At 37.5% G+C, this 21,866-nt stretch carries 19 protein-coding genes; 14 read left to right on the top strand and 5 right to left on the bottom strand.

Features of this window, described 5'->3' with window-relative positions; genetic code table 11:
* The first annotated feature begins 20 nt into the window (after window positions 1-20).
* The 6 genes from HMPREF0014_RS14390 (at window position 21) to HMPREF0014_RS14365 (ending at window position 11,197) form a co-directional block, all read left to right on the top strand.
* Window positions 21-4,526 (top strand): translocation/assembly module TamB domain-containing protein, encoded by a 4,506-nt coding sequence (locus tag HMPREF0014_RS14390; RefSeq protein WP_004886537.1) that lies wholly within the window; start codon window positions 21-23, stop codon window positions 4,524-4,526.
* Between the two features lie 256 nt (window positions 4,527-4,782).
* Entirely contained in the window at window positions 4,783-6,018 is a 1,236-nt protein-coding gene (locus tag HMPREF0014_RS14385) for a lactonase family protein (RefSeq protein WP_020992248.1), read from the top strand.
* Between the two features lie 133 nt (window positions 6,019-6,151).
* Complete coding sequence (locus tag HMPREF0014_RS14380; protein ID WP_002048992.1) at window positions 6,152-6,514, top strand: hypothetical protein; 363 nt, start codon at window positions 6,152-6,154, stop codon at window positions 6,512-6,514.
* Between the two features lie 257 nt (window positions 6,515-6,771).
* A complete protein-coding gene (locus HMPREF0014_RS14375; RefSeq protein WP_002049011.1) occupies window positions 6,772-9,411 on the top strand; it encodes a bifunctional aconitate hydratase 2/2-methylisocitrate dehydratase in 2,640 nt (879 codons plus the stop codon).
* Between the two features lie 229 nt (window positions 9,412-9,640).
* Complete coding sequence (locus HMPREF0014_RS14370) at window positions 9,641-10,075, top strand: hypothetical protein (protein ID WP_002049000.1); 435 nt, start codon at window positions 9,641-9,643, stop codon at window positions 10,073-10,075.
* 138 nt (window positions 10,076-10,213) lie between these two features.
* The gene (locus tag HMPREF0014_RS14365) at window positions 10,214-11,197 is read left to right on the top strand and encodes an ion transporter (protein WP_004886542.1); all 984 of its coding nucleotides are present in this window, start codon (window positions 10,214-10,216) and stop codon (window positions 11,195-11,197) included.
* A 28-nt stretch (window positions 11,198-11,225) separates the two neighbouring features.
* On the opposite strand, the gene HMPREF0014_RS14360 is transcribed toward HMPREF0014_RS14365, so the two are convergent.
* On the bottom strand, window positions 11,226-12,425 hold the full coding sequence (locus HMPREF0014_RS14360; RefSeq protein ID WP_004886543.1) for an MFS transporter: 1,200 nt from the start codon (window positions 12,423-12,425) through the stop codon (window positions 11,226-11,228).
* A 230-nt stretch (window positions 12,426-12,655) separates the two neighbouring features.
* On the opposite strand from HMPREF0014_RS14360, the gene HMPREF0014_RS14355 reads away from it, so the two are divergent.
* Complete coding sequence (locus tag HMPREF0014_RS14355) at window positions 12,656-13,084, top strand: hypothetical protein (RefSeq protein ID WP_004708124.1); 429 nt, start codon at window positions 12,656-12,658, stop codon at window positions 13,082-13,084.
* 271 nt (window positions 13,085-13,355) lie between these two features.
* Entirely contained in the window at window positions 13,356-14,276 is a 921-nt protein-coding gene (locus HMPREF0014_RS14350) for a LysR family transcriptional regulator (RefSeq protein ID WP_002048985.1), read from the top strand.
* A gap of 61 nt (window positions 14,277-14,337) precedes the next feature.
* Here HMPREF0014_RS14350 and HMPREF0014_RS14345 read toward each other — a convergent pair whose 3' ends face one another.
* Entirely contained in the window at window positions 14,338-14,790 is a 453-nt protein-coding gene (locus tag HMPREF0014_RS14345; protein WP_002049035.1) for a DUF441 domain-containing protein, read from the bottom strand.
* A gap of 256 nt (window positions 14,791-15,046) precedes the next feature.
* Here HMPREF0014_RS14345 and HMPREF0014_RS14340 point away from each other — a divergent pair, with 256 nt between their 5' ends.
* Both HMPREF0014_RS14340 and HMPREF0014_RS14335 read left to right on the top strand, forming a co-directional pair.
* Window positions 15,047-15,265: a hypothetical protein gene (locus tag HMPREF0014_RS14340; RefSeq protein ID WP_002049030.1), complete on the top strand. Its 219-nt coding sequence runs from the start codon at window positions 15,047-15,049 to the stop codon at window positions 15,263-15,265.
* Between the two features lie 102 nt (window positions 15,266-15,367).
* On the top strand, window positions 15,368-16,072 hold the full coding sequence (locus HMPREF0014_RS14335; protein ID WP_004886546.1) for a 16S rRNA pseudouridine(516) synthase: 705 nt from the start codon (window positions 15,368-15,370) through the stop codon (window positions 16,070-16,072).
* Here HMPREF0014_RS14335 and HMPREF0014_RS14330 read toward each other — a convergent pair.
* From HMPREF0014_RS14330 to HMPREF0014_RS14320, 3 genes are all read right to left on the bottom strand, one after another.
* Window positions 16,065-16,508 (bottom strand): GNAT family N-acetyltransferase, encoded by a 444-nt coding sequence (locus HMPREF0014_RS14330; protein ID WP_002049009.1) that lies wholly within the window; start codon window positions 16,506-16,508, stop codon window positions 16,065-16,067. The two genes, HMPREF0014_RS14335 and HMPREF0014_RS14330, sit on opposite strands and share 8 nt — an antisense overlap.
* Before the next feature lie 97 nt (window positions 16,509-16,605).
* Entirely contained in the window at window positions 16,606-16,914 is a 309-nt protein-coding gene (locus HMPREF0014_RS14325; RefSeq protein WP_002049033.1) for a type II toxin-antitoxin system RelB/DinJ family antitoxin, read from the bottom strand.
* A 111-nt stretch (window positions 16,915-17,025) separates the two neighbouring features.
* Window positions 17,026-17,934, bottom strand: a complete 909-nt coding sequence (locus HMPREF0014_RS14320) for a pseudouridine synthase (RefSeq protein ID WP_004886548.1) — start codon at window positions 17,932-17,934, stop codon at window positions 17,026-17,028.
* A gap of 119 nt (window positions 17,935-18,053) precedes the next feature.
* Between HMPREF0014_RS14320 and tsaE the strand changes: the two genes are divergently transcribed.
* The 4 genes from tsaE to hfq all read left to right on the top strand — a co-directional run.
* Entirely contained in the window at window positions 18,054-18,527 is a 474-nt protein-coding gene (gene tsaE / locus HMPREF0014_RS14315; protein WP_002049012.1) for a tRNA (adenosine(37)-N6)-threonylcarbamoyltransferase complex ATPase subunit type 1 TsaE, read from the top strand.
* Window positions 18,520-20,475 (top strand): DNA mismatch repair endonuclease MutL, encoded by a 1,956-nt coding sequence (mutL, locus tag HMPREF0014_RS14310; RefSeq protein ID WP_004886549.1) that lies wholly within the window; start codon window positions 18,520-18,522, stop codon window positions 20,473-20,475. The genes tsaE and mutL overlap by 8 nt, the downstream gene beginning before the upstream one ends.
* Before the next feature lie 6 nt (window positions 20,476-20,481).
* Window positions 20,482-21,426 (top strand): tRNA (adenosine(37)-N6)-dimethylallyltransferase MiaA, encoded by a 945-nt coding sequence (miaA, locus tag HMPREF0014_RS14305; protein WP_004886550.1) that lies wholly within the window; start codon window positions 20,482-20,484, stop codon window positions 21,424-21,426.
* 93 nt (window positions 21,427-21,519) lie between these two features.
* Window positions 21,520-21,866: RNA chaperone Hfq (hfq, locus tag HMPREF0014_RS26280; RefSeq protein ID WP_000033640.1), on the top strand; the 347-nt coding region annotated here is incomplete at its 3' end.

Below are 21,866 nucleotides of genomic sequence, written 5' to 3'. Positions count from 1 at the left end.
AATTTTATTAGGTTTATTTTATGGCGGAAGTAGAACAGCAGCCCACTTCGGCACCTAGCTCTCCTAAGAAGCGACGCATTTTGCGTAGCTTTTTGCTGACAATATTAATCATACTTTTATTACTTGTTGCTTCCATCATTATTATGATGTCGACTGACCGTGGAAGCCGTTTTTTATTAGACCGTGTTTTACAAGCTCAGCAAGTCATTAAATATGAATATGAAGGGGGTAATTTACTTCGGGGAATTATTCTTAAAAATATTATTGTTCAGTTAAAAGAAGTTGACGTTACTTTAGATAGAGCGGATGTACGGTTAGGGTGGCGTTCTTTAATATTAGAAAAAGAAGTGCATTTGAGCAATGCAGATGTCCGTAACCTAGTTATTATTAACAAAGCTCCGCCATCGGATAAACCATTTGAGTTTAAACCCATTAAATTACCATTTGTACTTCGTGTAGATGTGGGAGATGTCGATCATTTAGAAATTAAAAATTCAGGTTCTGTCGTAAATTTCCATGATGTTCATCTAAATGATGCTTTGTGGTCAGAGACAAAACTGAAATTTGAAAATTCAAGTATGGATATGGGGTATCTTTCTGTTCATAACGCAACAGGAAATATGGACTTTAGTGGCAAATATCCACTGAATGCGACAGCAGATTTAAGAATTCCTTCTTTAAAAAGTTTAAACATCCAAAATATTAAAGTGGCAGCTCGCGGAAGTTTAGATACATTGCAAGCCGGTGTAGCAACGACAACACCAGATTTATTAACAGGTTGGGTCGTTTTACATCCTGTTCGCCATGAAGTACCAATGAAAGGTGCATTGTTACTTAAAAATTATCACTTGCCTTTACTGGTTGAACAAAAATTATTTGCTAAAAATGGTGTGATCAAGTTTCAGGGGGATGTTAAGCAACTTAACTTAGCGCTTGAGACAGATTTAAAAGGGGAAAATTTACCAGAAGGCCAATACAACGCCTTAATGAATACTGATTTGGTTCATCAGCTGAATATTACAGACTTTAATGGTCAGGTCATGAAAGGTGCAGTTAACCTTAAAGGCTTGGTGAACTGGAAAGATCATGTCACTTGGGATGTAAAAGGTCGTTTAGATCATGTTAATCCTAAAGATAAAGCTATCCCTCAAGTCGTTCAGGACTTCTTACCGCCAAGTTTAGATGCTGCAGTTGCTTCAACTGGCTCTTTAGAAAAAGGCATGGAAGTATTTGCTAATGTCGACTTTGACCGCTATGAGTCTTGGAAACTAAAATTAAATCAAGCACCTGAAAAGAATAAAAAACCACAGCCAATGTTTATGAATGTGGCTTGGTCCAAAATAGATCGTGCTATGCCATATATAGGTTGGTTAAGCAGTGATAGTGGTCAAGTAGATTTGACTTTACGGGATGGTCAGCAAGATATTAAAGTGGCAACTAAAGTATATCAGCATGAACAAACCTTATTGCCAGCTGGACAATATTTAGCAACATTGAATGTTAAAGATAATATTCTTAATGTTCCTAGTTTTAATTTTGCGGCTCAAAAAGGGAGCCTCACAGGTCAGGCTAAAGTTTTATTACCTACCGAAAAACGTCAGTTGGCATGGAATGCGTTATTAAATGCTAAAGACTTTAATCCACAAAGTATTCATGCAGCTGCACCGGTAAACTTACTTAATGGATCAATCAAAGCAAGTGGTTTTGCCAAGCCAAATCAACAAATCATTCAACTTGAAAAAATTGATTTAAAAGGCCAGTTGGCTCAAGCAAACCAAGAAACGGTTGCGTTAGCTGGGAAAAGTACGGCAGCTTTATTATTTAATGATGTTAAAGCCGGTGGTGGTTTTAAAGGTTTTGCAGTGAATTATGATGGATCTTTAAAAGCACTTAATCAGGCTAATGGGTTATTAAAGTTCTCTCTTGCTGGTACTCCAGAGTTTATTCGAATTAGTCAGTTACAACATGATGGTGTGGCTGGAAAAATCTACGCGACTGGATCATTAAACTTAAAAGATCGTATTGCTTGGGATATCAATAGTTCGCTTGTGCGTTTTAAACCTCAATATTTTGTTTCTAGTGTAAAAGGCGAAATTTCAGGAAATGTAAAAACGCAAGGTGTTTGGTCTGATAAGTTAAAGCGTATTGATATTCAGCAATTGAACCTTGCAGGATTTTTGAATAATAAGCCAGTGAGAGGTAAAGGTAACTTATCTGTACTTATGGATTCGAACCAAAAGGGCTTTTTACCTCAGCAATTTGAAGCGAATAATCTATTTTTAGTGTATGCACAAAACCAGTTACAGGCGACTGGTAATGCACAGAATTTAAAAATCAAGCTCAATGCGCCTGCGCTTTATGAGTTGTATCCGGGTCTAAGTGGTCGTGCTTATGGAGATTTGAGTGTTCAATCTCAGCCGCGTTTGAAGGCTACAGCTAATATTGCAGTTGATAACTTTGCTTTCAATAATTTAGTGAGCGTTAAAAAACTGCGTGTACAGGGTGAACTACCAACTTCCGAAACAACTCCAACTCAGCTCACAGCAAAGCTTGATAATTTACGTAGTGGTAGCCGTCTAATCCAGTCTGCTGAAGTTAATTTAACTGGAACACGAAAAGCACATTTATTAAAAGTTCAGGCAAATAATAATATTTCTAAATTTTATGTACAGTTAGCAGGCGGTTTTAACCAAAATAATGATTGGTTGGGCCAAATTCAAAAAGGTAGTTTTGATTCGCGTCGAATTCGTTTAGCGCAAAATCAAAATGCGCCTGTTGTGTTTTCATCAGCACGTTCTGAGCTATATGTTGGACAGCATTGTTGGCAAAGTAGAAATAGTCAGTTATGCCTTGACCAACCTGTACGTGTGAGTAAAGCACAAGGCAATATTTCATTTATTACCCAAAATCTGGATTTAGGAGATTTTGCCGCATTTATGCCGGAAGGTTTGGCTATGACGGGTCAACTCAATGGTTATGCTAAAGCGTCTTGGGTAAATGGTGGACATCCTAAACTTGATGCACGCTTAGTAACCAGAAAAGGTGAACTAGGTTTAGCAGCAGAAGACCCTCAAGATCCGCCAACCACGTTGACTTATGATGAGCTGAGTGTAATTGCGAAAAGCATTTCAGATGGTCTATTGTTCCGTGTTGATGTAAAAACACCAGATATTGGTACCGGATACGCGAATGTCATTATTAATCCATACCAACCATCTATGCCAATGCATGGTGAGGTCGCCTTTAATGATGTACAGTTAAAAGTTTTAAAACCATTTATTCAAGATGTGCGTTCAATGAGTGGTACTTTAGCCTTGGCAGGTAAAGTAAATGGTACATTAACCCAACCGCAATTTACGGGTGAGATGCGTTTGAAAAATGGGGCAATCAGTATGATTTCCCTGCCAGTGAACTTAACCAATGTACAAGTGTATTCATCTATTCGTCAGAATATGGCAACAATTGATGGCGCATTTAACAGTGGACAAGGGGTAGGTTTACTTAAAGGTAGTTTCGATTGGAAAGATTCTCCACGTCTACAGTTGAACTTAAAAGGTGATAACTTACTCGTACGTCAAGCACCATTAATTACAGCTATTGCAAATCCGAATTTGACACTCGATATGTATCCTTTCGACAAACGTTTAAGTTTGAAAGGGTCGGTAGATGTTCCTCGTGCACGTATTTCAATGCCTGAAACAACAGCACCTGTCATTAATACATCTTCAGATGTTCGTATTGTCCGTCAAGGCCAAGATCCACTTGCAATTTTACGTGCAGCAAAACCTTGGGATATCCGTGCCGATATTTCGGTAAATATTGGTAATCAAGTTATCTTCCAAGGCTTTAACAGTAATATTCCTTTAGTAGGTCGTTTGAACTTAACTCAGCGTGGTTATGAAACGGCAATGCGCGCGATGGGTGCTATTGGTGTAAGTCAAAAGGTGAAAATTGAAGCTTATGGTCAAAGCTTAGATTTAAACCGTGCTATTGCCCGTTTCAATGGCCCATTGGCAAACCCAACTTTAGATATAGATGCAAATAAAAATGTTCAGGGTAGTATGGTTGGCGTTCGTGTTACAGGTACTGCATCATCACCAAACATTCAAGTTTATAACGATGCGGGCTTATCTGAACAAGAAGCATTAAATGCATTAGTGACAGGTCGTATTAATGAAGGCTCAAGCGGTTTAAGTAATGCGGAAGGTTTTAAATCTGATGTAAACAATACAATCGCTGCTGCTGGTATTAGTATGGGCTTGGGCGGTACACGCGCGTTCACGAATCAAATTGGACGTACTTTCGGCTTAAGTGGTCTTGCATTAGATGCACAAGGTACGGGTGATGATACTCAGGTAAGCTTAACTGGATATATTACGCCTGATTTGTTTATTCGTTATGGTGTCGGAGTATTTACGCCAGTCAATAAACTTACGCTGCGTTATCAAATGAATCGCCGTTTATATTTAGAAGCAAGTCAGTCTTTAGAACGAGCAATCGATTTATTCTACAACTGGCGTTTCTAGATGTATAAATTAAGAGCTCACTTTAAGTGGGCTCTTAATTTATTAACGCTATACTATTTTAAAAAATTAAATATTAATCATGTAGATCATCAATTCTTTTGGCAGGAATCCCACTTTAAAAAGGATTTTGATTAAAGAAAATTCACTTGAAAATTGCGGTTTTATAAATTAATTTTCAGAATCATTAAATGAAATTAGATTGATAATGCCTTGTTGTTAATTGCAAATAAGGTAAATTTTTCAAGGAAAAATGCCAGTGGAAAAAGATACTTGTGTTGAAATTAGAGATAGCAAGGTTAACGATACAAATATTAAATATCGTGGACTCATTCAGAAATTAACAGCAACATTATCATTGTCCTTTTTGTCACTTGGGTGGGGCTCCACAGTGAATGCAGCAGAACAACAAATCGCTTTAGTCGGAACTTGGACATCGATTCCTGATGCACCACTTGTTCAAAAACCGGAAAAGGCCAGTGAAGGTTTATATCAATTGCAAGTTAATGCTGACGGGACTCTAACTCCGGTTAAAGTGTTAAAAATGAAAAGTCCATCTTGGATTGTGAAATCTAAAGATGGTCGTTTTGCATATACAACAAATGAAGAAAATTTAGGAGAAGTCACTGCACTATCGGTTCAAAACGGAAAGGTAGAGGTTTTGAACACGGTGAATAGTCATGGTGGACATCCAACTCATGCCTCAATTAGTTTAGATGGTAAATTCCTGTTTGTGTCGAATTATTCGGCATTTGATAAAGGTCGTGGTGGTGTGGCTGTTTTTCCAATTTTGCCGAATGGGCATTTGGGTGAAATGGTACAAAATATTGTTTTTTCGGAAGGTTCTGGTCATGTTAAGGGGCGTCAAGAGAGTGGACATGCTCATTCGACAACTTTTAGTCCGGATGGTAAGTATTTATATGCAAGTGATCTTGGGAATGACAAAGTCTATGTCTTTCGTTATAACCCAAACAAAACGCAACCACTCGAAGCGGATAACGGTCGAGATGTGACGTTTAACCATGGCTCTGGTCCGCGTCATATGGTCTTTTCATCAGATGGTAAGCATGCATATGTTACCGCCGAAATGCGAAGTGAAATTGTGACCTTTAATGTGCAAGATGGCTATTTGAAGAAAACTGCTGAGTTAAAGCTAGTTCATGAAGACAAAACGCCCGAATTTAAGAGTGCAAGCGGAATTATTCTTAGTCCAGATGGCAAATATGTGATCGCTGCTAATCGTGGCTCAGACAACAAACTCCTCGTATTTAAAATTCAAGAGGATGGATTGCTGGCTCAACCGACTGTTTATAAAGCTAATGGTATTGAACCACGTGCTTTCTCATTCGATGCAACTGGTAAATATCTGTATGTAACAAATGTTTTTACTAATAATATTAGTTTGTTCCGCTTTGATGCCAAAAACGGTACCTTAAAATCAGTTGGAGATGCTGCAAAAATATCAACACCTACTAATATTAAGTTTTTTAATTAATTTAAATTAAGAAATGTGTATTTCTCACACTACATATAAAGGACCGAGAGTTTATATCTCGGTTTTTTTATAGCAGTTTTTGCAAACTCTGTCAGATTCAGTATGATGTTGGCAGCATAGTCTGTGTAGAGTAATGATGAAAAAAGTTTTATTTGTTTTGATGGGAATGTTGTTAGTCGGCTGTACAGAGAAAAAACCTTTAACACCTGAAGAGCAATGGCATGGCTTTTGTACCAGTGTTGGGAATGCAGCTAGAAGTATTGTATTTGACCGTCAGCAAGCAATTGAAAAGTCTCAAGCGATTGAACATGCAAATAAAATCGAAGATGAGATCACCAAAAAATTCATCTTGAATATTATTGAAAAAGTTTATGCTATTCCACAAGATGAATTAAAAACTAATCCAGAAGCCCTGCAAGAAAAAATTAGAAAACAAATGGCAGATGAGTGCTTGGTTACACCACACGACAAAATGCCAAACTATAAAAAGTTCTAAGTGTTTAATACATCGTCAACACTCCACTAAGGTGGAGTGTTCTTTAAATTCAAAATACCGCATCATAAACCAGTCATTAAGATCATTATTTATACAGGGGTATTTAGTTACAAAATAATGGGCATCACGGAGAAACACCCCGCGCTCATTAACTTTTGGCTTGAACTCTAGTAAAATTTTGTAGTCCATATTACTTGTGAAGCTTTGTGAAAGCTGGAATTTACAAGTAATTTTTTAAAAAAAGAGGAATGAACACCGTGCTAGAAGCTTACCGCCAACACGTTGCTGAACGTGCCGCACTCGGAGTCCCACCGAAGCCACTTGATGATGCTCAAACTGCTCAACTTGTTGAGTTATTAAAAAACCCACCGGCAGGTGAAGAAGCATTCTTGGTTGATTTGCTTGAAAACCGTGTTCCTGCAGGTGTTGACCAAGCAGCTTACGTAAAAGCAGCTTTCTTGGCAGCGATTGCAAAAGGCGAAGCGACATCTCCGCTAGTTTCTAAAGAACGTGCAGTTTATTTACTAGGTACGATGCTTGGTGGCTATAACGTAGCGCCTTTAGTTGAGCTTCTAGATGATGCTGAATTAGCAAGCTTGGCTGCTGAAGCTTTGAAAAAAACATTACTTGTATTTGATGCGTTCCATGACGTAGCTGATAAAGCTAAAGCGGGCAATGCTAATGCAAAAGCTGTTTTACAGTCTTGGGCTGATGCTGAATGGTTCACTAGTCGTAAAGATGTACCAGAAGAAATCAAAATCACTGTGTTCAAAGTAACAGGTGAAACAAACACTGATGACTTGTCTCCAGCTCAAGATGCATGGAGCCGTCCAGACATCCCATTGCATGCAAATGCAATGTTGAAAAACGAGCGTGATGGTATCAACCCTGAAAAACCAGGTGAAGTTGGTCCATTAAGCCAAATTAAAGAACTTATTGCTAAAGGTAATCAAGTTGCTTATGTAGGTGACGTTGTTGGTACAGGTTCATCTCGTAAATCTGCAACAAACTCTGTTCTTTGGTTCTTTGGTGATGAAATCGCTCACATTCCAAACAAAAAAGACGGTGGTGTGTGTTTAGGCGGTAAAATTGCTCCGATCTTCTTTAACACAATGGAAGATGCTGGTGCATTACCAGTAGAGATCGATGTTTCTAACATGAACATGGGTGACGAAGTTACTCTTAAAATCGATCATGCTGCTGCAAAAGTTACTGCGTTCAAAAATGGCGAACAAATCGCTGAGTCTGAACTTAAAACTCCAGTACTTTTAGATGAAGTACGTGCTGGTGGTCGTATTAACTTGATCATTGGTCGTGGCTTAACTGCTAAAGCACGTGAAGCTTTAGGTTTAGCTCCATCTACATTATTCCGTACTCCAGTACAACCAGCTGACACTGGCAAAGGTTTCACTTTAGCTCAGAAGATGGTTGGTCGCGCATGTGGTCTCCCAGAAGGTCAAGGTATCCGTCCAGGTACTTACTGTGAACCTAAGATGACTACAGTTGGTTCTCAAGATACAACTGGCCCTATGACTCGTGACGAGTTAAAAGACTTAGCTTGCTTGGGCTTCTCTGCTGACTTGGTGATGCAATCTTTCTGTCACACTGCTGCTTATCCAAAGCCAGTTGACGTACAAATGCAACATACACTTCCAGACTTCATCATGAACCGCGGTGGTGTATCTTTACGTCCAGGTGACGGTATTATCCACTCTTGGTTAAACCGTATGCTTCTTCCAGATACAGTAGGTACTGGTGGTGACTCGCATACTCGTTTCCCAATTGGTATTTCGTTCCCAGCAGGTTCTGGTCTTGTAGCTTTCGCTGCTGCAACTGGTGTAATGCCACTTGATATGCCTGAATCAGTTCTTGTTAAGTTCAAAGGTAAAATGCAGCCTGGTATCACTTTACGTGACCTTGTACATGCGATTCCTTACTATGCAATCAAAGAAGGCGATCTTACTGTTGAGAAAAAAGGTAAGAAGAACATCTTCTCTGGTCGTATCTTAGAAATCGACTTAACAGAAATGGAAACTGACTTAACAGTTGAGCAAGCATTCGAACTTTCTGATGCTTCTGCTGAACGTTCAGCTGCTGGTTGTGCAATCACACTTTCTGAAGAGAAAGTTGCTGAGTACTTACGTTCTAACATCACAATGCTTAAGTGGATGATTTCACAAGGTTATGGTGATGCACGTACTATGGCTCGCCGTGTTGAAAACATGGAAAAATGGTTAGCAAACCCAAGCTTACTTAAAGCTGATGCAGATGCTGAATACACTAAAGTGTATGAAATTGACTTGTCAGAAATCAAAGAACCTATCCTTTGCTGCCCGAACGATCCAGATGATGCAAAACTTCTTTCTGACGTTCAAGGCGACAAAATTGATGAAGTATTCATTGGTTCTTGTATGACTAACATTGGTCACTTCCGTGCTGCTGGTCAGTTACTTGAGAAAGTACCAAGCGGTTCATTAACAACTCGTTTATGGTTGGCTCCACCAACACGTATGGACGAACATCAGTTAATGGAAGAAGGCTTCTATAACACTTATGGCCGTGCTGGTGCGCGTACAGAAATGCCTGGTTGTTCATTATGTATGGGTAACCAAGCACGTGTTGCGCCGAACACAACTGTTGTTTCGACTTCTACACGTAACTTCCCTAACCGTTTAGGTCAAGGTTCTAACGTTTACTTAGCATCTGCTGAGCTTGCATCTGTTGCTGCTGTACTTGGTAAATTACCAACTCCAGAAGAATACCAACAATATGCAGCTCAAATTGACAGTATGTCTGCTGACATCTACAAATATTTGAATTTCGACCAAATGGGCGAATATACAAATGCTGCTGATAAAGTAGATACTAAGAAAATTGCTGCTGCTCAATTGACTTAATAGGTCGATTTAGTACAAAAAAGGAGCTGATTATTCAGCTCCTTTTTTATTTTAATGAGAATTAGTGCATATTTTAATTATTAAAGTAATGAATTAATCAAGTTTTATTCCTATAAAATGTAAAAATAAATATAACGCTAGATATTAAAGAAGATTTTGCTTTAAAATAATTGAATGAACTTAAAAATAATTAAAAAGAACATGGGTATTTTATATATGGAACTTAAAAATGCTAAAGACAATTGTTGAATTTAAATTTGATGATTATCAGCTATATGATCAAAATTTATCAGCAGAAGACGGAAATACGTTAGTACAGAAAACGGAAGATATTGCACAGTATATTTATAGTATATTGAAAAATAGATATCACTTAAGTATTGAATTAAATGCTGAACGCTGGGGGTGGGAAATAGAAGTACCATTACCTGAGATCACGATGTATATCGGTATTAGTGTTTATGAAGAATATAGTAATGGCTTTGCGATATTCATTTCACCGAATACGCCAATTTTGAGAAGATTTCTTTTTAGAAAATTAGATATTACTCACCATATTATGCTGCTTCAAAATTATATTAACGTCATTTTGAAGTCACATGCGGGTATTTATGATGTGCAATGGTGGGAAGAAAATGAGTTTAGATATGTTGCTGCTCATTAAAATATAATTAGAAAATATGAAATATTATTTATGATTGTTTAGTTAATACAATTAATAAAATATTTTATTGGTCCTTATAGTGGTGAATTTAAGTATGTGAGCTTAATATATGTTCAATATCATGTGGCTCAGATCTGTATGCGAATTTTAGCTTGGAAGAGATTACGTAAATTCTTCTATAACAACCTTCATGATCATGATTACGAAACAACAGTCAGTAGGTGTATAAACTACTTTTTGGTTTTCTTAATTATTGGGAATGTCATTGCGGTATTGCTAGAAACAGTAAATGATCTGTATTACAGCTATCGTATATGGTTTGACTACTTTGAAAATATTTCAATTGCAATTTTTAGTGCCGAATACCTCTTACGCCTCTGGAGTGTAGTAGAGCGTGATCCGACACAAGCTGCATGGAAGCAGCGTTTAGCATGGATGAAAAGCGGAGAGGCACTGATTGACCTCATGGCAATTTTGCCTGCGTATCTAAATTTCTTTGTACGAATAGACCTTCGTATGCTTAGAATTTTACGATTACTTCGACTATTAAAATTAACTCGCTATTTTATTTCTTTGCAAATATTGCTATGTGTTATTAAGCGAGAAAAAGGTTCTTTTCAGGCAGTGATTTTTATTTTAATCATTATGATTATTATGACTGCCTCTGGTATTTATGTGGTTGAGAATAAAGCGCAACCAGAAGCGTTTAGCTCTATTCCTAAAGCAATGTGGTGGGCGGTCGTTACCTTAACCACAGTTGGATACGGCGATGTCACACCCGTGACCAGTTTAGGAAAACTACTAGGAGCTTTAATTACAATTTTAGGGGTAGGGATTGCTGCTTTACCGGCTGGTATTTTAGCTTCCGGTTTAGCTAATGAACTTAACCAACGGAATCAGCGCCTTGAACAAGAGTTTCGTGAGTTACTTCAAGTGCGTGGTATTGACATCATGCATGATGAAGCTGAAATAGAACGTATTCGACAAAAAGTGGGACTACCGAAAGAACAAGCGCATAATCTGATTATCCAAATCATGCGCGAAAAAGTATTAGAAGAGAAAGAATCTGTGAGAGAGAAGAAATGCTATTGTCCACACTGTGGTGAAAAGTTAACAGATTAGTATTTTTATTAAAAAAGCCTAATGAGAATCAGGCTTTTTGAGTTGCTTTTTCTACAGCAAATGCGATGAGCAAGATAATAAGACCACCAAGGCTTAGTACGAAACCTACCCAGATCGGTGCAATCCAGCCCATCTGATGGCTCAGTACCCAACCACCTAAAAATGCTCCTAATGCATTGGCCATATTAAAGGCGGAGTGGTTAAGTGAAGCTGCTAGGGTTTGGGCATCGCCTGCAACGTCCATGAGGCGTGTTTGTAAAGCTCCACCTAAACCCATCACGGTAAGTCCGATTAGGAATAAAGAAGCAATAGCACTATATATATTACTCATCAGAAAGCTTGCAACTACGAATGCAATCGCTGAGCTAATAAGTACGCCCACAATAGTTTTATTGAGGTTTTTATCTGCAAGCCAGCCCGCGGCTAACCCACCAATCACCATCCCGATGCCCCACAGCGCTAATGCAATAGGAACAATCTGGATATTAACTTTAGTGTATTCAGTGAGAATTGGTGAGACATAGCTATATACCGAGAACATGCCCCCAAAGCCAATTGCGCCGACTGCAAGGGTTAACCACATATTTATATTTTTAAGCCCAGCCAATTCTGTTTTTATGCTGGCAGTAGCTTGAACTGGAATATTCGGTACAAAGCAAGCTACGGCAATTAAAGTAAAAAATGCAATTGTTGCTGAAAATTCAAAACCTGCTCTCCAACCAAAATGTTGGCCTAACCATGTAGCTAAAGGTACGCCAATAACAGTAGCAACTGTTAAACCCATCATCATTTGTGCAACTGCTGAAGCTCTTCTTGAAGGGCCTGCGAGTTCAGCAGCTACAAGGGCACCGACTCCAAAATATGCACCATGAGGTAATCCCGCAATAAAACGAGAAATTAAAACTGTTTCTGGCGTATGTGCTAAAGCTGTACAGGCATTAGCAATCCCATAAAACAGCATGAGACAAAGCAATAGAGTCTTTCTAGGAACTTTAGCGCCCAAAATAGCAATAATCGGGGCGCCAATCACAACACCTAATGCATAAGCGCTAATAAAATGTCCGGCTTCAGGTACAGTGATCTTTAAATTGTGTGCAATTTCTTGAATAAGCCCCATTGCGACAAATTCTGTAGTGCCGATACAGAAACCGCCTATTGCGAGTGAAAAAATTGCCAAGAAGAGCGAGTAGTTTTGAGGAGAAGATGAAGGGGATTGGGGTGAAGCCATAATAAATTAATAAAAGGAAACTCAAAAAAGAAAGTATAAGGGAAAAAAGAGATCAAAATAATAAAAAACTAGAATCTCGAGAGGAAGTTTGCATATTTAAACTAATAACATTTTATCTTTATATTGAATAATTTATCGAAAGTTTTTATTAAATTATATATGATAAGCACGTAATACTTTAGGCATTACAATAAGTTGTATAAATATTTAAGAAATAGAGAATCTAAATCGTGAGAAAATTAAGTATTGCCTGCCTTATGGGCTTGGTTATGTTATCTATGTCTGGTTGCTCAGTCTTTATGGCGGGTAATCAACCAAGTAAAAAAAATTTAAATGTTTTAAATCCGGGTAGTTCTCGCAATTATGTTATTGCCGAGTTTGGAGCACCTGTACTTTCCGAATATCGTGATGGTACAAGAGTCGAAATTTATACTTTCCAGCAAGGTTATCCAAAATGGGCTAAAGTAAGCCGAGCATTTGGCCATGGCATAGCAGATGTTGCCTCATTTGGGTTATGGGAAGTATTTGGAACACCAACTGAAGCATATTTTAGTGGGAAAGAAACCTCTTATGAAGTAACGTATGGGCAAGATGACTTGGTAAAAAGCTTTAAGCTCATCGATTTTGAGCAGGCATTTCCTAAAGCAAAAGCACAATGATGAAATGAAAAGGGCCATAAGGCCTTTTTCTTTGTCTATATAAAAGGTTCACTAATTTCTATTTAATAAAAATATTTACCTTTATATTTATGAAAATTCACTTCTTCTAAAAAGAATTAAGAAAAGTTCAAGTTGAGACAAATTAATTAATATTGTGATAAGATGAATACTGTTCATTAATAGTGATTTATCTAAACTAACTCTAATTGCTGTCAAACAACAGATAAGTTGAAAAATGTTTAGATAAATCTATTTGTTCAGGCTTTTGCCCATGTTAGAAATTCGTCATCTTAAAACTTTGGTTGCCTTACGTGAACATGGTTCACTTGTTGCGGCTGCTAATGATCTGTGTTTAACACCGTCTGCTATTTCTCACCAATTAAAAGAATTAGATCATTGGTATGGTGTAGAAGTGGTGAATCGTCGAAGTAGACCTGTTAGTTTTTCAAATGTTGGACAGCGTTTACTCAAATTGGCTGATGATGTATTACCACAAATTCAGATCACACAAAGCGACATTACGCGAATTGTTCATGGGCAAACAGGCAGAATTATTTTTTCCTCAGAATGTCATAGCTGTTTTGACTGGTTAATGCCTTTATTAAATCAATATCGACAGCAGTATCCAGACGTAGACTTAGACTTTGCTTCGGGCTTTGAAGCAAATCCACATGAGCTTTTACAAAATGGTGAGTTTGATTTACTTATTACAGCCGATCCGATCGCATTAAAAGGAATCGAGTATTTTCCAATTTTTGAATATGAGTCGCGTTTGGTTTTATCAAATACTCATCGATTGGTTCGTGCTGAACATATTACAGTTCAAGACTTAGCTGAAGAGGTTCTCATTACTTATCCGGTAGATAAGCACCGTTTAGATATTATGTCGAAACTATTTATACCGGCAAATATTCAACCAAAACAGATTCGAACTACAGATTTAACTCAAATGTTGATTCAACTTGTAGCGAGTGGTCGAGGCATTGCTGCTTTACCAGACTGGGTAGTGAATGAATATGAACAAAAGGGTTGGGTAACTAGCCGCCGTTTAGACTGTGTTTCTGCAACGGGTTTAAGACGTACATTATATGCAGGCTACCGAACTGAAGAAAAAGAGAAGAGCTATTTTGAAGGATTTTTAAAGCAGTTAGAAAAGTTCTCTTTAAAACGTAATGCCTATTATTCTGGATAAAAATTAATTGAGCTTAAGTGTTAAAAAGGTGCGATTAAGCACCTTTTTAATATCTATAATTTTATTTACCAATGAATAAGGACAGCAAGCCTGCAGCAATCAGGGGACCAACAGGGACGCCTCGGAGTAAAGCAACGCCCGCAACTGTACCAATAAGTAAGCCTGCCACAACATCAGGTTGGCTTGACATGAGTTTCACACCACGTCCACCTAGCCAAGCCACAAGTAGACCAATAGCAATAGCCAGCAAAGATTTAAAACTTATAAAGGATTTTAAAATACTCTCTCCGCTAAGCTTACCACTGGCAATTGGAGTCAGTACGCCAATGGTTAAAATGAGAATTCCTAGGTTAAGACCATGAGCTTGAATATAAGGAAAAAATTGATTTAATGGTGTGATTTTAATGACGATTAAGATGCCTGCGGCAATCGTTACAGCTGCATTTTGACTTAGTAAACCGCAGATAAGTAGAACTAATAAGACAACTAAATTAACATCAAATTGGGCGAGCATGAGAAGCGGCAAGAAAAGCAAATAATTTGAATTGTATAATAATTAAGAGCCAAAATGTGAGGGCTTTTTAAACGTGGAATAGTGTAAAGGAAGCGTTTTCAAGAAAAAAATTAATGTATATGACTCAATGATAAGGAGTTTTATTTTTAGTTACGCTTGGTCACAATGTTATATAAATTAACAACTTAAAAGACCATTCGTTTGAGAGATTATGATATAAAAAATAATCAATACTTATAACTACAGGGTCAGCCATATGGATATTATAGATATCAAGATTAAAGATCAGTTCGACAAAATTTATGATGCGAAAGCACAATTGAAGAAAAATTTAGTTGAACATGAAAATGAGCCTTTAAAGTTAAGTCAGCGTATCGAACATATTATTGTGGATAATGAGATCATTTTGCCTACAACAGAATTATTATTTGAAAGTGAGCAAAACGAAAAAATTTATCGAGTCATTGAAGAATAATTTGAAGATGATGGAAGTTAAGAACAAAGTTGATAAAGCAAAAACGTAATAAAGCTCTGAAACTGAGTTAAAATAATGGTTTAGTTCTAAAGAGAAAGCTTTATGCTGCTGGAAAAAATTTTGCAATCACAAGGGTTTGGTTCACGTAAATATTGCCAGCAGTTAATAAAAAATGGTTCTGTAAGTATTGAGGGAGAGATTGTCACTGATCTCAAAAAACAGTTTTCTCCTGAAAATTTAGAATTTTCTTTGTTTGGGGAAACTTATCGATATCGGGAAAAAGTTTACCTCGCTTTAAAAAAGCCGCAAGGTTTTGAGTGCTCACACAATCCTCAGCATCATCAAAGTGTTTTTAGTTTATTGCCTGAAATCATGATTCAACGGGGTGTACAAGCAATTGGCCGCTTAGATCAAGATACAACGGGCTTACTCTTACTCACTGATGATGGTAAATATTTACAAGCTTTAACTCATCCTCGTAAACACGTCCCAAAGGTTTATCATGTGACGACTATTGATTCAGTCACACCTGAGCAAATTGAAATGCTTACTCAGGGGGTTAATTTACACCAAGAAAAAGATGTGTTTGCTGCGACAGATGTAGCACTACTAGGGTCTCATCAATTAACAATGACCATTCATCAAGGCGTTTATCATCAAGTAAAAAGAATGATTGCAGCTGTTGGCAATAAAGTCGAAAAATTACATCGACATCAAATCGGTCAATTGGTCTTACCTGAGATTGAGGAAGGGGATTGGGTATATTTGTCGGAGCAGGAAAAGCAACTCGCTCAAAATATTATTTAAGAAAGCAATGGAATGTCTGAAATTCACTGTCTCGAATAAATCCCATTTTTTCATAGAGACGGTGAGATTCATGATTATTCGTTTGAGTCTCTAAACTAATACGTAAAGCATTTTCTTGTTTTGCAAATAAAATAGCTGTATCAATGAGCTGTTTTGCTGAACCCTGACGTCGGAACATAGGGGTAACATAGACATCATCTAAGATATAGTAAGTAGAGCAAGCAACTGAAGAAAAACCTAAATAAAGCAAAACGAAACCTGTGATTTTTTCATCCTTAATGTGGATGAAAAACACACTTTCTTTATTCTCAAAACGTTGTTTTAAAAAATGATGTGATTCATCAAGATTAGAAGATGCACCATAAAATTGACGGTATTCATCAAATAGAACAGCAAGTTGACTTAGATCTTCATAGGTCGCTCGTCTTACAATCATTAGGCGCTCCTTGTATTTATGTTTATATTTTTACAAAGAGAGCATAACTAAAAAAGACGCCAATAGACGTTAAAAGTTTTTTAAAAATGCAACACCGTTAAGTTTTGTCACTTTCACCTAATAGAGCATTTAGCTCTTCAAATAAATCTTCATGGTCATCATCTTCATTTAAATTTGAAGGGTTCTGATTTAATGAAGTTGCTTTTGCTTTTCTCAGTTTTAATAATTGTTCCATATTAATGTTCTGATTTTCGATAGCAAAAGGAATAGATTTAGTTAAGACGACTTGTTTAAAGAACAGTCGTACCGCTTGGGCAGGGGTAATTCCCAATTGTTTAAAAACAGCAAAAGCTTGTTTTTTCTCTTGGGAGTCAAGTCGAACCTGATAAACTTCTGTTTTTCGCATGAATAACAAAACCAAATGATTTTTAATTTTTAGGGATTTATTTTAAACCATCGGAATGTAATTTCAATGTCTTTCAGCATAAAAAATAATCTTTTTGTCATTACGATGAGATTACAGTGTCAATTCAAGCTGTGAATTGAAAACCATTTCCTGTTTTATTAGCGGGTCTATAAAAGAAATTTGCTTAGCTAGAAGCTGTAAGGGCTGAGAAAAATCATCATCGGCTTTATGTTGAACTATAGGATAAAACGGATCATTTTTAATCGGAATTCCCAAATGATTTAAATGAACACGGAGTTGATGTTGTTTCCCGGTAGTTGGTGTTAAACAATATTTAGCCCACGAGTGATTATGTTCAATCAGCTCAATTTTAGTTTCGGTATTGGTTTTTGTATGTGCAATCACCTGCATTGTATAAAAGGGAGTGCCTTTATCTAAATACAATTTTAATATCTGAGGGAATTTTAATTCAGCTTTATAGGCAGCGATTGCATGGTAAATTTTATGAACTTCGCGATCTGCAAATAACTGTTGGTAAATTCCACGTGACTGCGGTCGTTTGCAAAATAAAACGACACCAGCAGTTTCACGGTCTAGTCTGTGGATTGGTGTTAAAAACTCATTGCCCGTTTGTTTTTTTAAACGCACCAATAACGTTTCTTGGACATATTGCCCTGTTGGGCTAATCGTTAAAAAATGGGGTTTATCGACAACAAGCAAGTCATCATTTTCAAATAAAATCTGATGCTCAAAGGGAACATGTACTTCGTTAGCAAGGAATCGGTAATAAAAAATATGCGTGTTTGCTATATAAGGGCTGTCTAATGTTAATTTTTCACCATTTACCGCATAAATAAGCCCATCTTGAAAACGCTGCTGCCACTCTGTTGCTTTTATATGAGGAAAATTTTTGCAAAGAAATTGATAGATGGTTTGTGCTGTCGTTTGTGGAGGAAGATAGACTTGGCTTGCGCTTACGCCATCAATCATAGGTGGGAAAAATTCAATCGGGCTAGACATAAAAGTGTGTCAATATTTAATAAATGTGATGTAAAAAAAGCCAACTTTAAGCACTTAAGTAGGCTTTAAAGCAGGGCAATGGTATCATATCGATTATTTTGAATCATGTTATGTGTGTTATGTCGTATTCATTGAAAATGGTCTTAAATCATGAAGAAGATACCCAGCGTTTAGCTCAGGCATTAGCGCAGCATGTTCAAGCTGGCGTGATTTATCTGATTGGAGATTTGGGCGCCGGTAAAACGACATTAACCCGTTATTTTTTGCAAGCTCTAGGGCATAAAGGTTCGGTTAAAAGTCCGACATATACGTTGGTTGAACCATATAAAATCAATAATAAAGAAATTTTTCATTTTGACTTATATCGTCTTAATGATCCTTATGAACTTGAATTAATGGGAATCCGTGATTATTTAGATATTCAGGATGCACTATTTTTATTTGAGTGGCCTTCGAAAGGTGGAGACGAAATCCCTGAGGCAGATATCGTCATTGATATTCAAAAATCAGATGATGAACTCAATCGTTTCGTCACCTTAACTTTACCAACAGAGCATTTGTACCAGACTTTGCAGGAACAGCTTCATGACTGATGAAAAGCTAACACAACGTCGTATTCATACATTAGACGCCGCGTTAGCCAACCAGATTGCTGCTGGTGAGGTGATTGAACGTCCCTCATCGGTCGTAAAAGAATTATTAGAAAACTCAATTGATGCAGGTGCAACCGAGTTAATTGTGCGGATTGCACAAGGCGGCTCAACATTAATCGAAATTATTGACAATGGACATGGAATTCATCCTGATGATTTACCATTGGCAGTGATGCGCCATGCAACCAGTAAAATTAAAACAGCAGAAGATTTACACGCGATTGTAAGCTTAGGTTTCCGTGGTGAAGCACTTGCTTCTATTGCTGCAGTTTCACGATTGACTTTAACCAGTAGCCAAGATGAAAGCGGAATTGGTCATCAGGTTGAGGTGAATGGTACCGCCTTTGATCATCAACAAGTCCAAGCTGTTGCTGCACAAAAGGGCACCCATATTCGAGTTCAGGACTTGTTTTTTAATGTACCTGCTCGTCGTAAATTTTTAAAAAAGCCAACCACTGAATTTGGGCATATTGAAGAAATTGTACGTCGTTTGGCTTTAACACATTTTGATATACGTTTTGTACTTGAGCACAATGACAATATTCGAATTAATTTACCAATAGCAGATAGCGGTGAATTAAGATTTCAGCGTGTACAGCAATTATTGGGTCAACAGTTTGTTCAAAATGCTTACTGGATCGACGCAGAAAGTATTAACATGCGTTTGTCAGGTTGGCTAGGGCATCCTTCTGATGCACGTGCTCAAGCAGACTTACAATATGTGTATGTAAATGGCCGAATTGTGAAAGATAAAACTATTTCACATGCTTTAAGAATGGCATACGACGGTATTTTACATGGTCATCAGCATTCATCTTATTTGCTTTTCTTAGAAGTCGACCCTGAAAATATTGATGTTAACGTTCATCCGACGAAACATGAGATTCGTTTTCTAAATCAACGAGAAGTACATGAGTTTGTCAGACATTATGCTAAAGAAACGTTAGCACAATTTCAGACCGCTAGTGCTGATTTGGCACAAGCCATGAAAGTAGATGATACTCAAAATCTTTCGGTACAACCTCAGCCTAAATATCAAGAACAATTCACATTACATCGTACAGAGCAAGCTGTTGATACAACTCTAGATAAGCCGAATAGTTCTCAACCTTCGACTGAGCTTTTAACTGATTTTAATAATAGTCGTCCCCAAGCTGTTCACTATGCAGAACAAACTCCAAAATATAATGGTTCTGCGCAGTTAAATAATGCATTAAAGACTTATTTGGCGCCATTACGAGATCAACCTGCTACCAATTTTTCTGTTGATGAAAATGTTGAACCAGTTGCTAAGATAGATGAATTTCCATTAGGTATCGCAATTGCTCAGCTTCATGGAATTTATATTCTGGCGCAAAATACTGAAGGTTTGATTATTGTTGATATGCATGCAGCGCATGAACGTATTTTGCTGCAACAAATGAAAAATGCTTGGGATAAACCTGAGTTTTGGACATCTCAACAGTTACTTATACCTAAAGTCATTTCAATTAGTCGTATGCAAGCGGTACGGGTCGAAGACTTAAAGTCTCAGCTTGAGCGTTTGGGGCTAGAAATTGATTTATATGGCGATGAGCAAGTCATTGTGCGTGGTGTGCCGGCTATTTTGCAAAAAGCAGATTTTGAAAATCTTATTCCTGAACTTCTTAATGATTTAGATCCAAATGATGAAGCTCAGGGATTATTGCAAAAGCGTGATGAACTGTTAGCTGGTATGGCATGCCATGGGGCAGTGCGAGCACATCGACAACTTAGCCTCTCAGAAATGAACGCTTTACTTCGCCAAATGGAACAAACTGAATTTGCCAGTCAATGTAACCATGGTCGTCCAACTTGGCGTGCATTTCCATTATCTCAACTAGATAAATTATTTGCTCGAGGAGAGTAGTTTTACATGTCAAATCAATTGCCCGTCATCAATTTAATGGGACCAACTGCAAGCGGAAAAACCGCTTTGGCATGTGAACTTTATGAGCGTGGAGGTTTTGAATTAATTTCAGTTGATTCGGCTCTTGTATATAAAGACATGGATATTGGTACGGCTAAACCAACACGTGAAGAGCAGGAGCTATATCCACATCATTTAATAGATATTATTACTCCACTTGAGGTCTATTCGGCTGCCCAGTTTGTTGAAGATGCTTGTGTTTTAATTGACGAGATGCATTCACGCGGCAAAACTCCTATTTTGGTAGGAGGAACCATGCTTTATTTCAAGGCGCTCCTAGAAGGATTATCAAGTAACTTGCCAAGCGCAGATGCAAATGTTCGTGCAGCAATTGAAGAAAAAGCAGCGAATGAAGGGTGGCAAGCTGTTTATGATGAACTGGTGGCAGTAGATCCGGCAGCTGGTGTGAAATTCAAGGTTTCTGATAAACAAAGAATTATTCGCGCGTTAGAAGTTTATCGTATTACAGGTCAACCAATTACCAAATTGCAGGCAGAACAACCAAAAAACGTACCATATCGATACATATTTCATAACTATGCTTTGCTTCCAGATCGGTTAGAATTACATCAACGCATTGAGCAAAGATTAAGCAAAATGTGGGATATCGGTTTTTTGAGTGAAGTTGAATCTCTAATTGAAAAATACGATTTAGATGAAAATTTACCCTCTATGCGTTCTGTTGGTTATCGACAAGCTCTAGAATTTCTATTAAAAAGTGATATGAGTCTCAAAAAAAAGCAAGAAATGGAGGATAAAGCCTTATTTGCAACACGACAACTTGCCAAACGTCAATATACGTGGTTACGTTCTTTGCAAGAAATACACGATTTTAAAACTTACTTGACGATAAAGCAGGCGAAAGAAGACTTGCGAAACTCTTATGGATAAAGCAAAATTTGCACACTGTCTTTTTATAATTTTTAGTTGAAAAATAAAGATAGTTTTTTTGCGCTGATTTAAAAATTTTTTTTGGAGTTAAAAATGTCTAAAGGTCAAACTTTACAAGATCCGTTCTTAAATTCTCTCCGTAAAGAACGTATCCCAGTTTCTATTTTCCTTGTTAACGGTATTAAATTACAAGGTCATATTGAATCTTTTGACCAATATGTTGTTTTATTAAAAAATACTGTAAGTCAAATGGTTTACAAACACGCAATTTCTACAGTTGTTCCAGCTCGTAACCCACGTCCAGCAGGTGCACAAGGTGCAGGTTTCCCAGCTCAGGGTGGTAGTCAAGGTGGCTTCGGTGGTCAAGGCGCTGGCTTTGGTGGTGCTCAAGGCGCTGGCTTCGGTGGTCAAGGTGGCTTCGGTGGTCAAGGTGGCTTCGG

It is taken from the genome of Acinetobacter sp. RUH 2624, assembly GCF_000162375.2.
Taxonomy (GTDB): Bacteria; Pseudomonadota; Gammaproteobacteria; order Pseudomonadales; family Moraxellaceae; genus Acinetobacter; species Acinetobacter nosocomialis.
The sequence above is the reverse complement of the archived record's forward strand: the minus strand, read 5'-3'. Positions and strand labels throughout refer to the sequence as shown.

Coding starts and splice junctions, on each gene's coding strand:
- HMPREF0014_RS14390 (WP_004886537.1), top strand. CDS start 21: ATGGCGGAAGTAGAACAGCAGCCCACTTCGGCACCTAGCTCTCCTAAG.
- HMPREF0014_RS14380 (WP_002048992.1), top strand. CDS start 6,152: ATGATGAAAAAAGTTTTATTTGTTTTGATGGGAATGTTGTTAGTCGGC.
- HMPREF0014_RS14370 (WP_002049000.1), top strand. CDS start 9,641: ATGCTAAAGACAATTGTTGAATTTAAATTTGATGATTATCAGCTATAT.
- HMPREF0014_RS14365 (WP_004886542.1), top strand. CDS start 10,214: ATGCGAATTTTAGCTTGGAAGAGATTACGTAAATTCTTCTATAACAAC.
- HMPREF0014_RS14360 (WP_004886543.1), bottom strand. CDS start 12,425: ATGGCTTCACCCCAATCCCCTTCATCTTCTCCTCAAAACTACTCGCTC.
- HMPREF0014_RS14350 (WP_002048985.1), top strand. CDS start 13,356: ATGTTAGAAATTCGTCATCTTAAAACTTTGGTTGCCTTACGTGAACAT.
- HMPREF0014_RS14345 (WP_002049035.1), bottom strand. CDS start 14,790: ATGCTCGCCCAATTTGATGTTAATTTAGTTGTCTTATTAGTTCTACTT.
- HMPREF0014_RS14340 (WP_002049030.1), top strand. CDS start 15,047: ATGGATATTATAGATATCAAGATTAAAGATCAGTTCGACAAAATTTAT.
- HMPREF0014_RS14335 (WP_004886546.1), top strand. CDS start 15,368: ATGCTGCTGGAAAAAATTTTGCAATCACAAGGGTTTGGTTCACGTAAA.
- HMPREF0014_RS14330 (WP_002049009.1), bottom strand. CDS start 16,508: ATGATTGTAAGACGAGCGACCTATGAAGATCTAAGTCAACTTGCTGTT.
- HMPREF0014_RS14325 (WP_002049033.1), bottom strand. CDS start 16,914: ATGCGAAAAACAGAAGTTTATCAGGTTCGACTTGACTCCCAAGAGAAA.
- HMPREF0014_RS14320 (WP_004886548.1), bottom strand. CDS start 17,934: ATGTCTAGCCCGATTGAATTTTTCCCACCTATGATTGATGGCGTAAGC.
- tsaE (WP_002049012.1), top strand. CDS start 18,054: ATGTCGTATTCATTGAAAATGGTCTTAAATCATGAAGAAGATACCCAG.
- mutL (WP_004886549.1), top strand. CDS start 18,520: ATGACTGATGAAAAGCTAACACAACGTCGTATTCATACATTAGACGCC.
- miaA (WP_004886550.1), top strand. CDS start 20,482: ATGTCAAATCAATTGCCCGTCATCAATTTAATGGGACCAACTGCAAGC.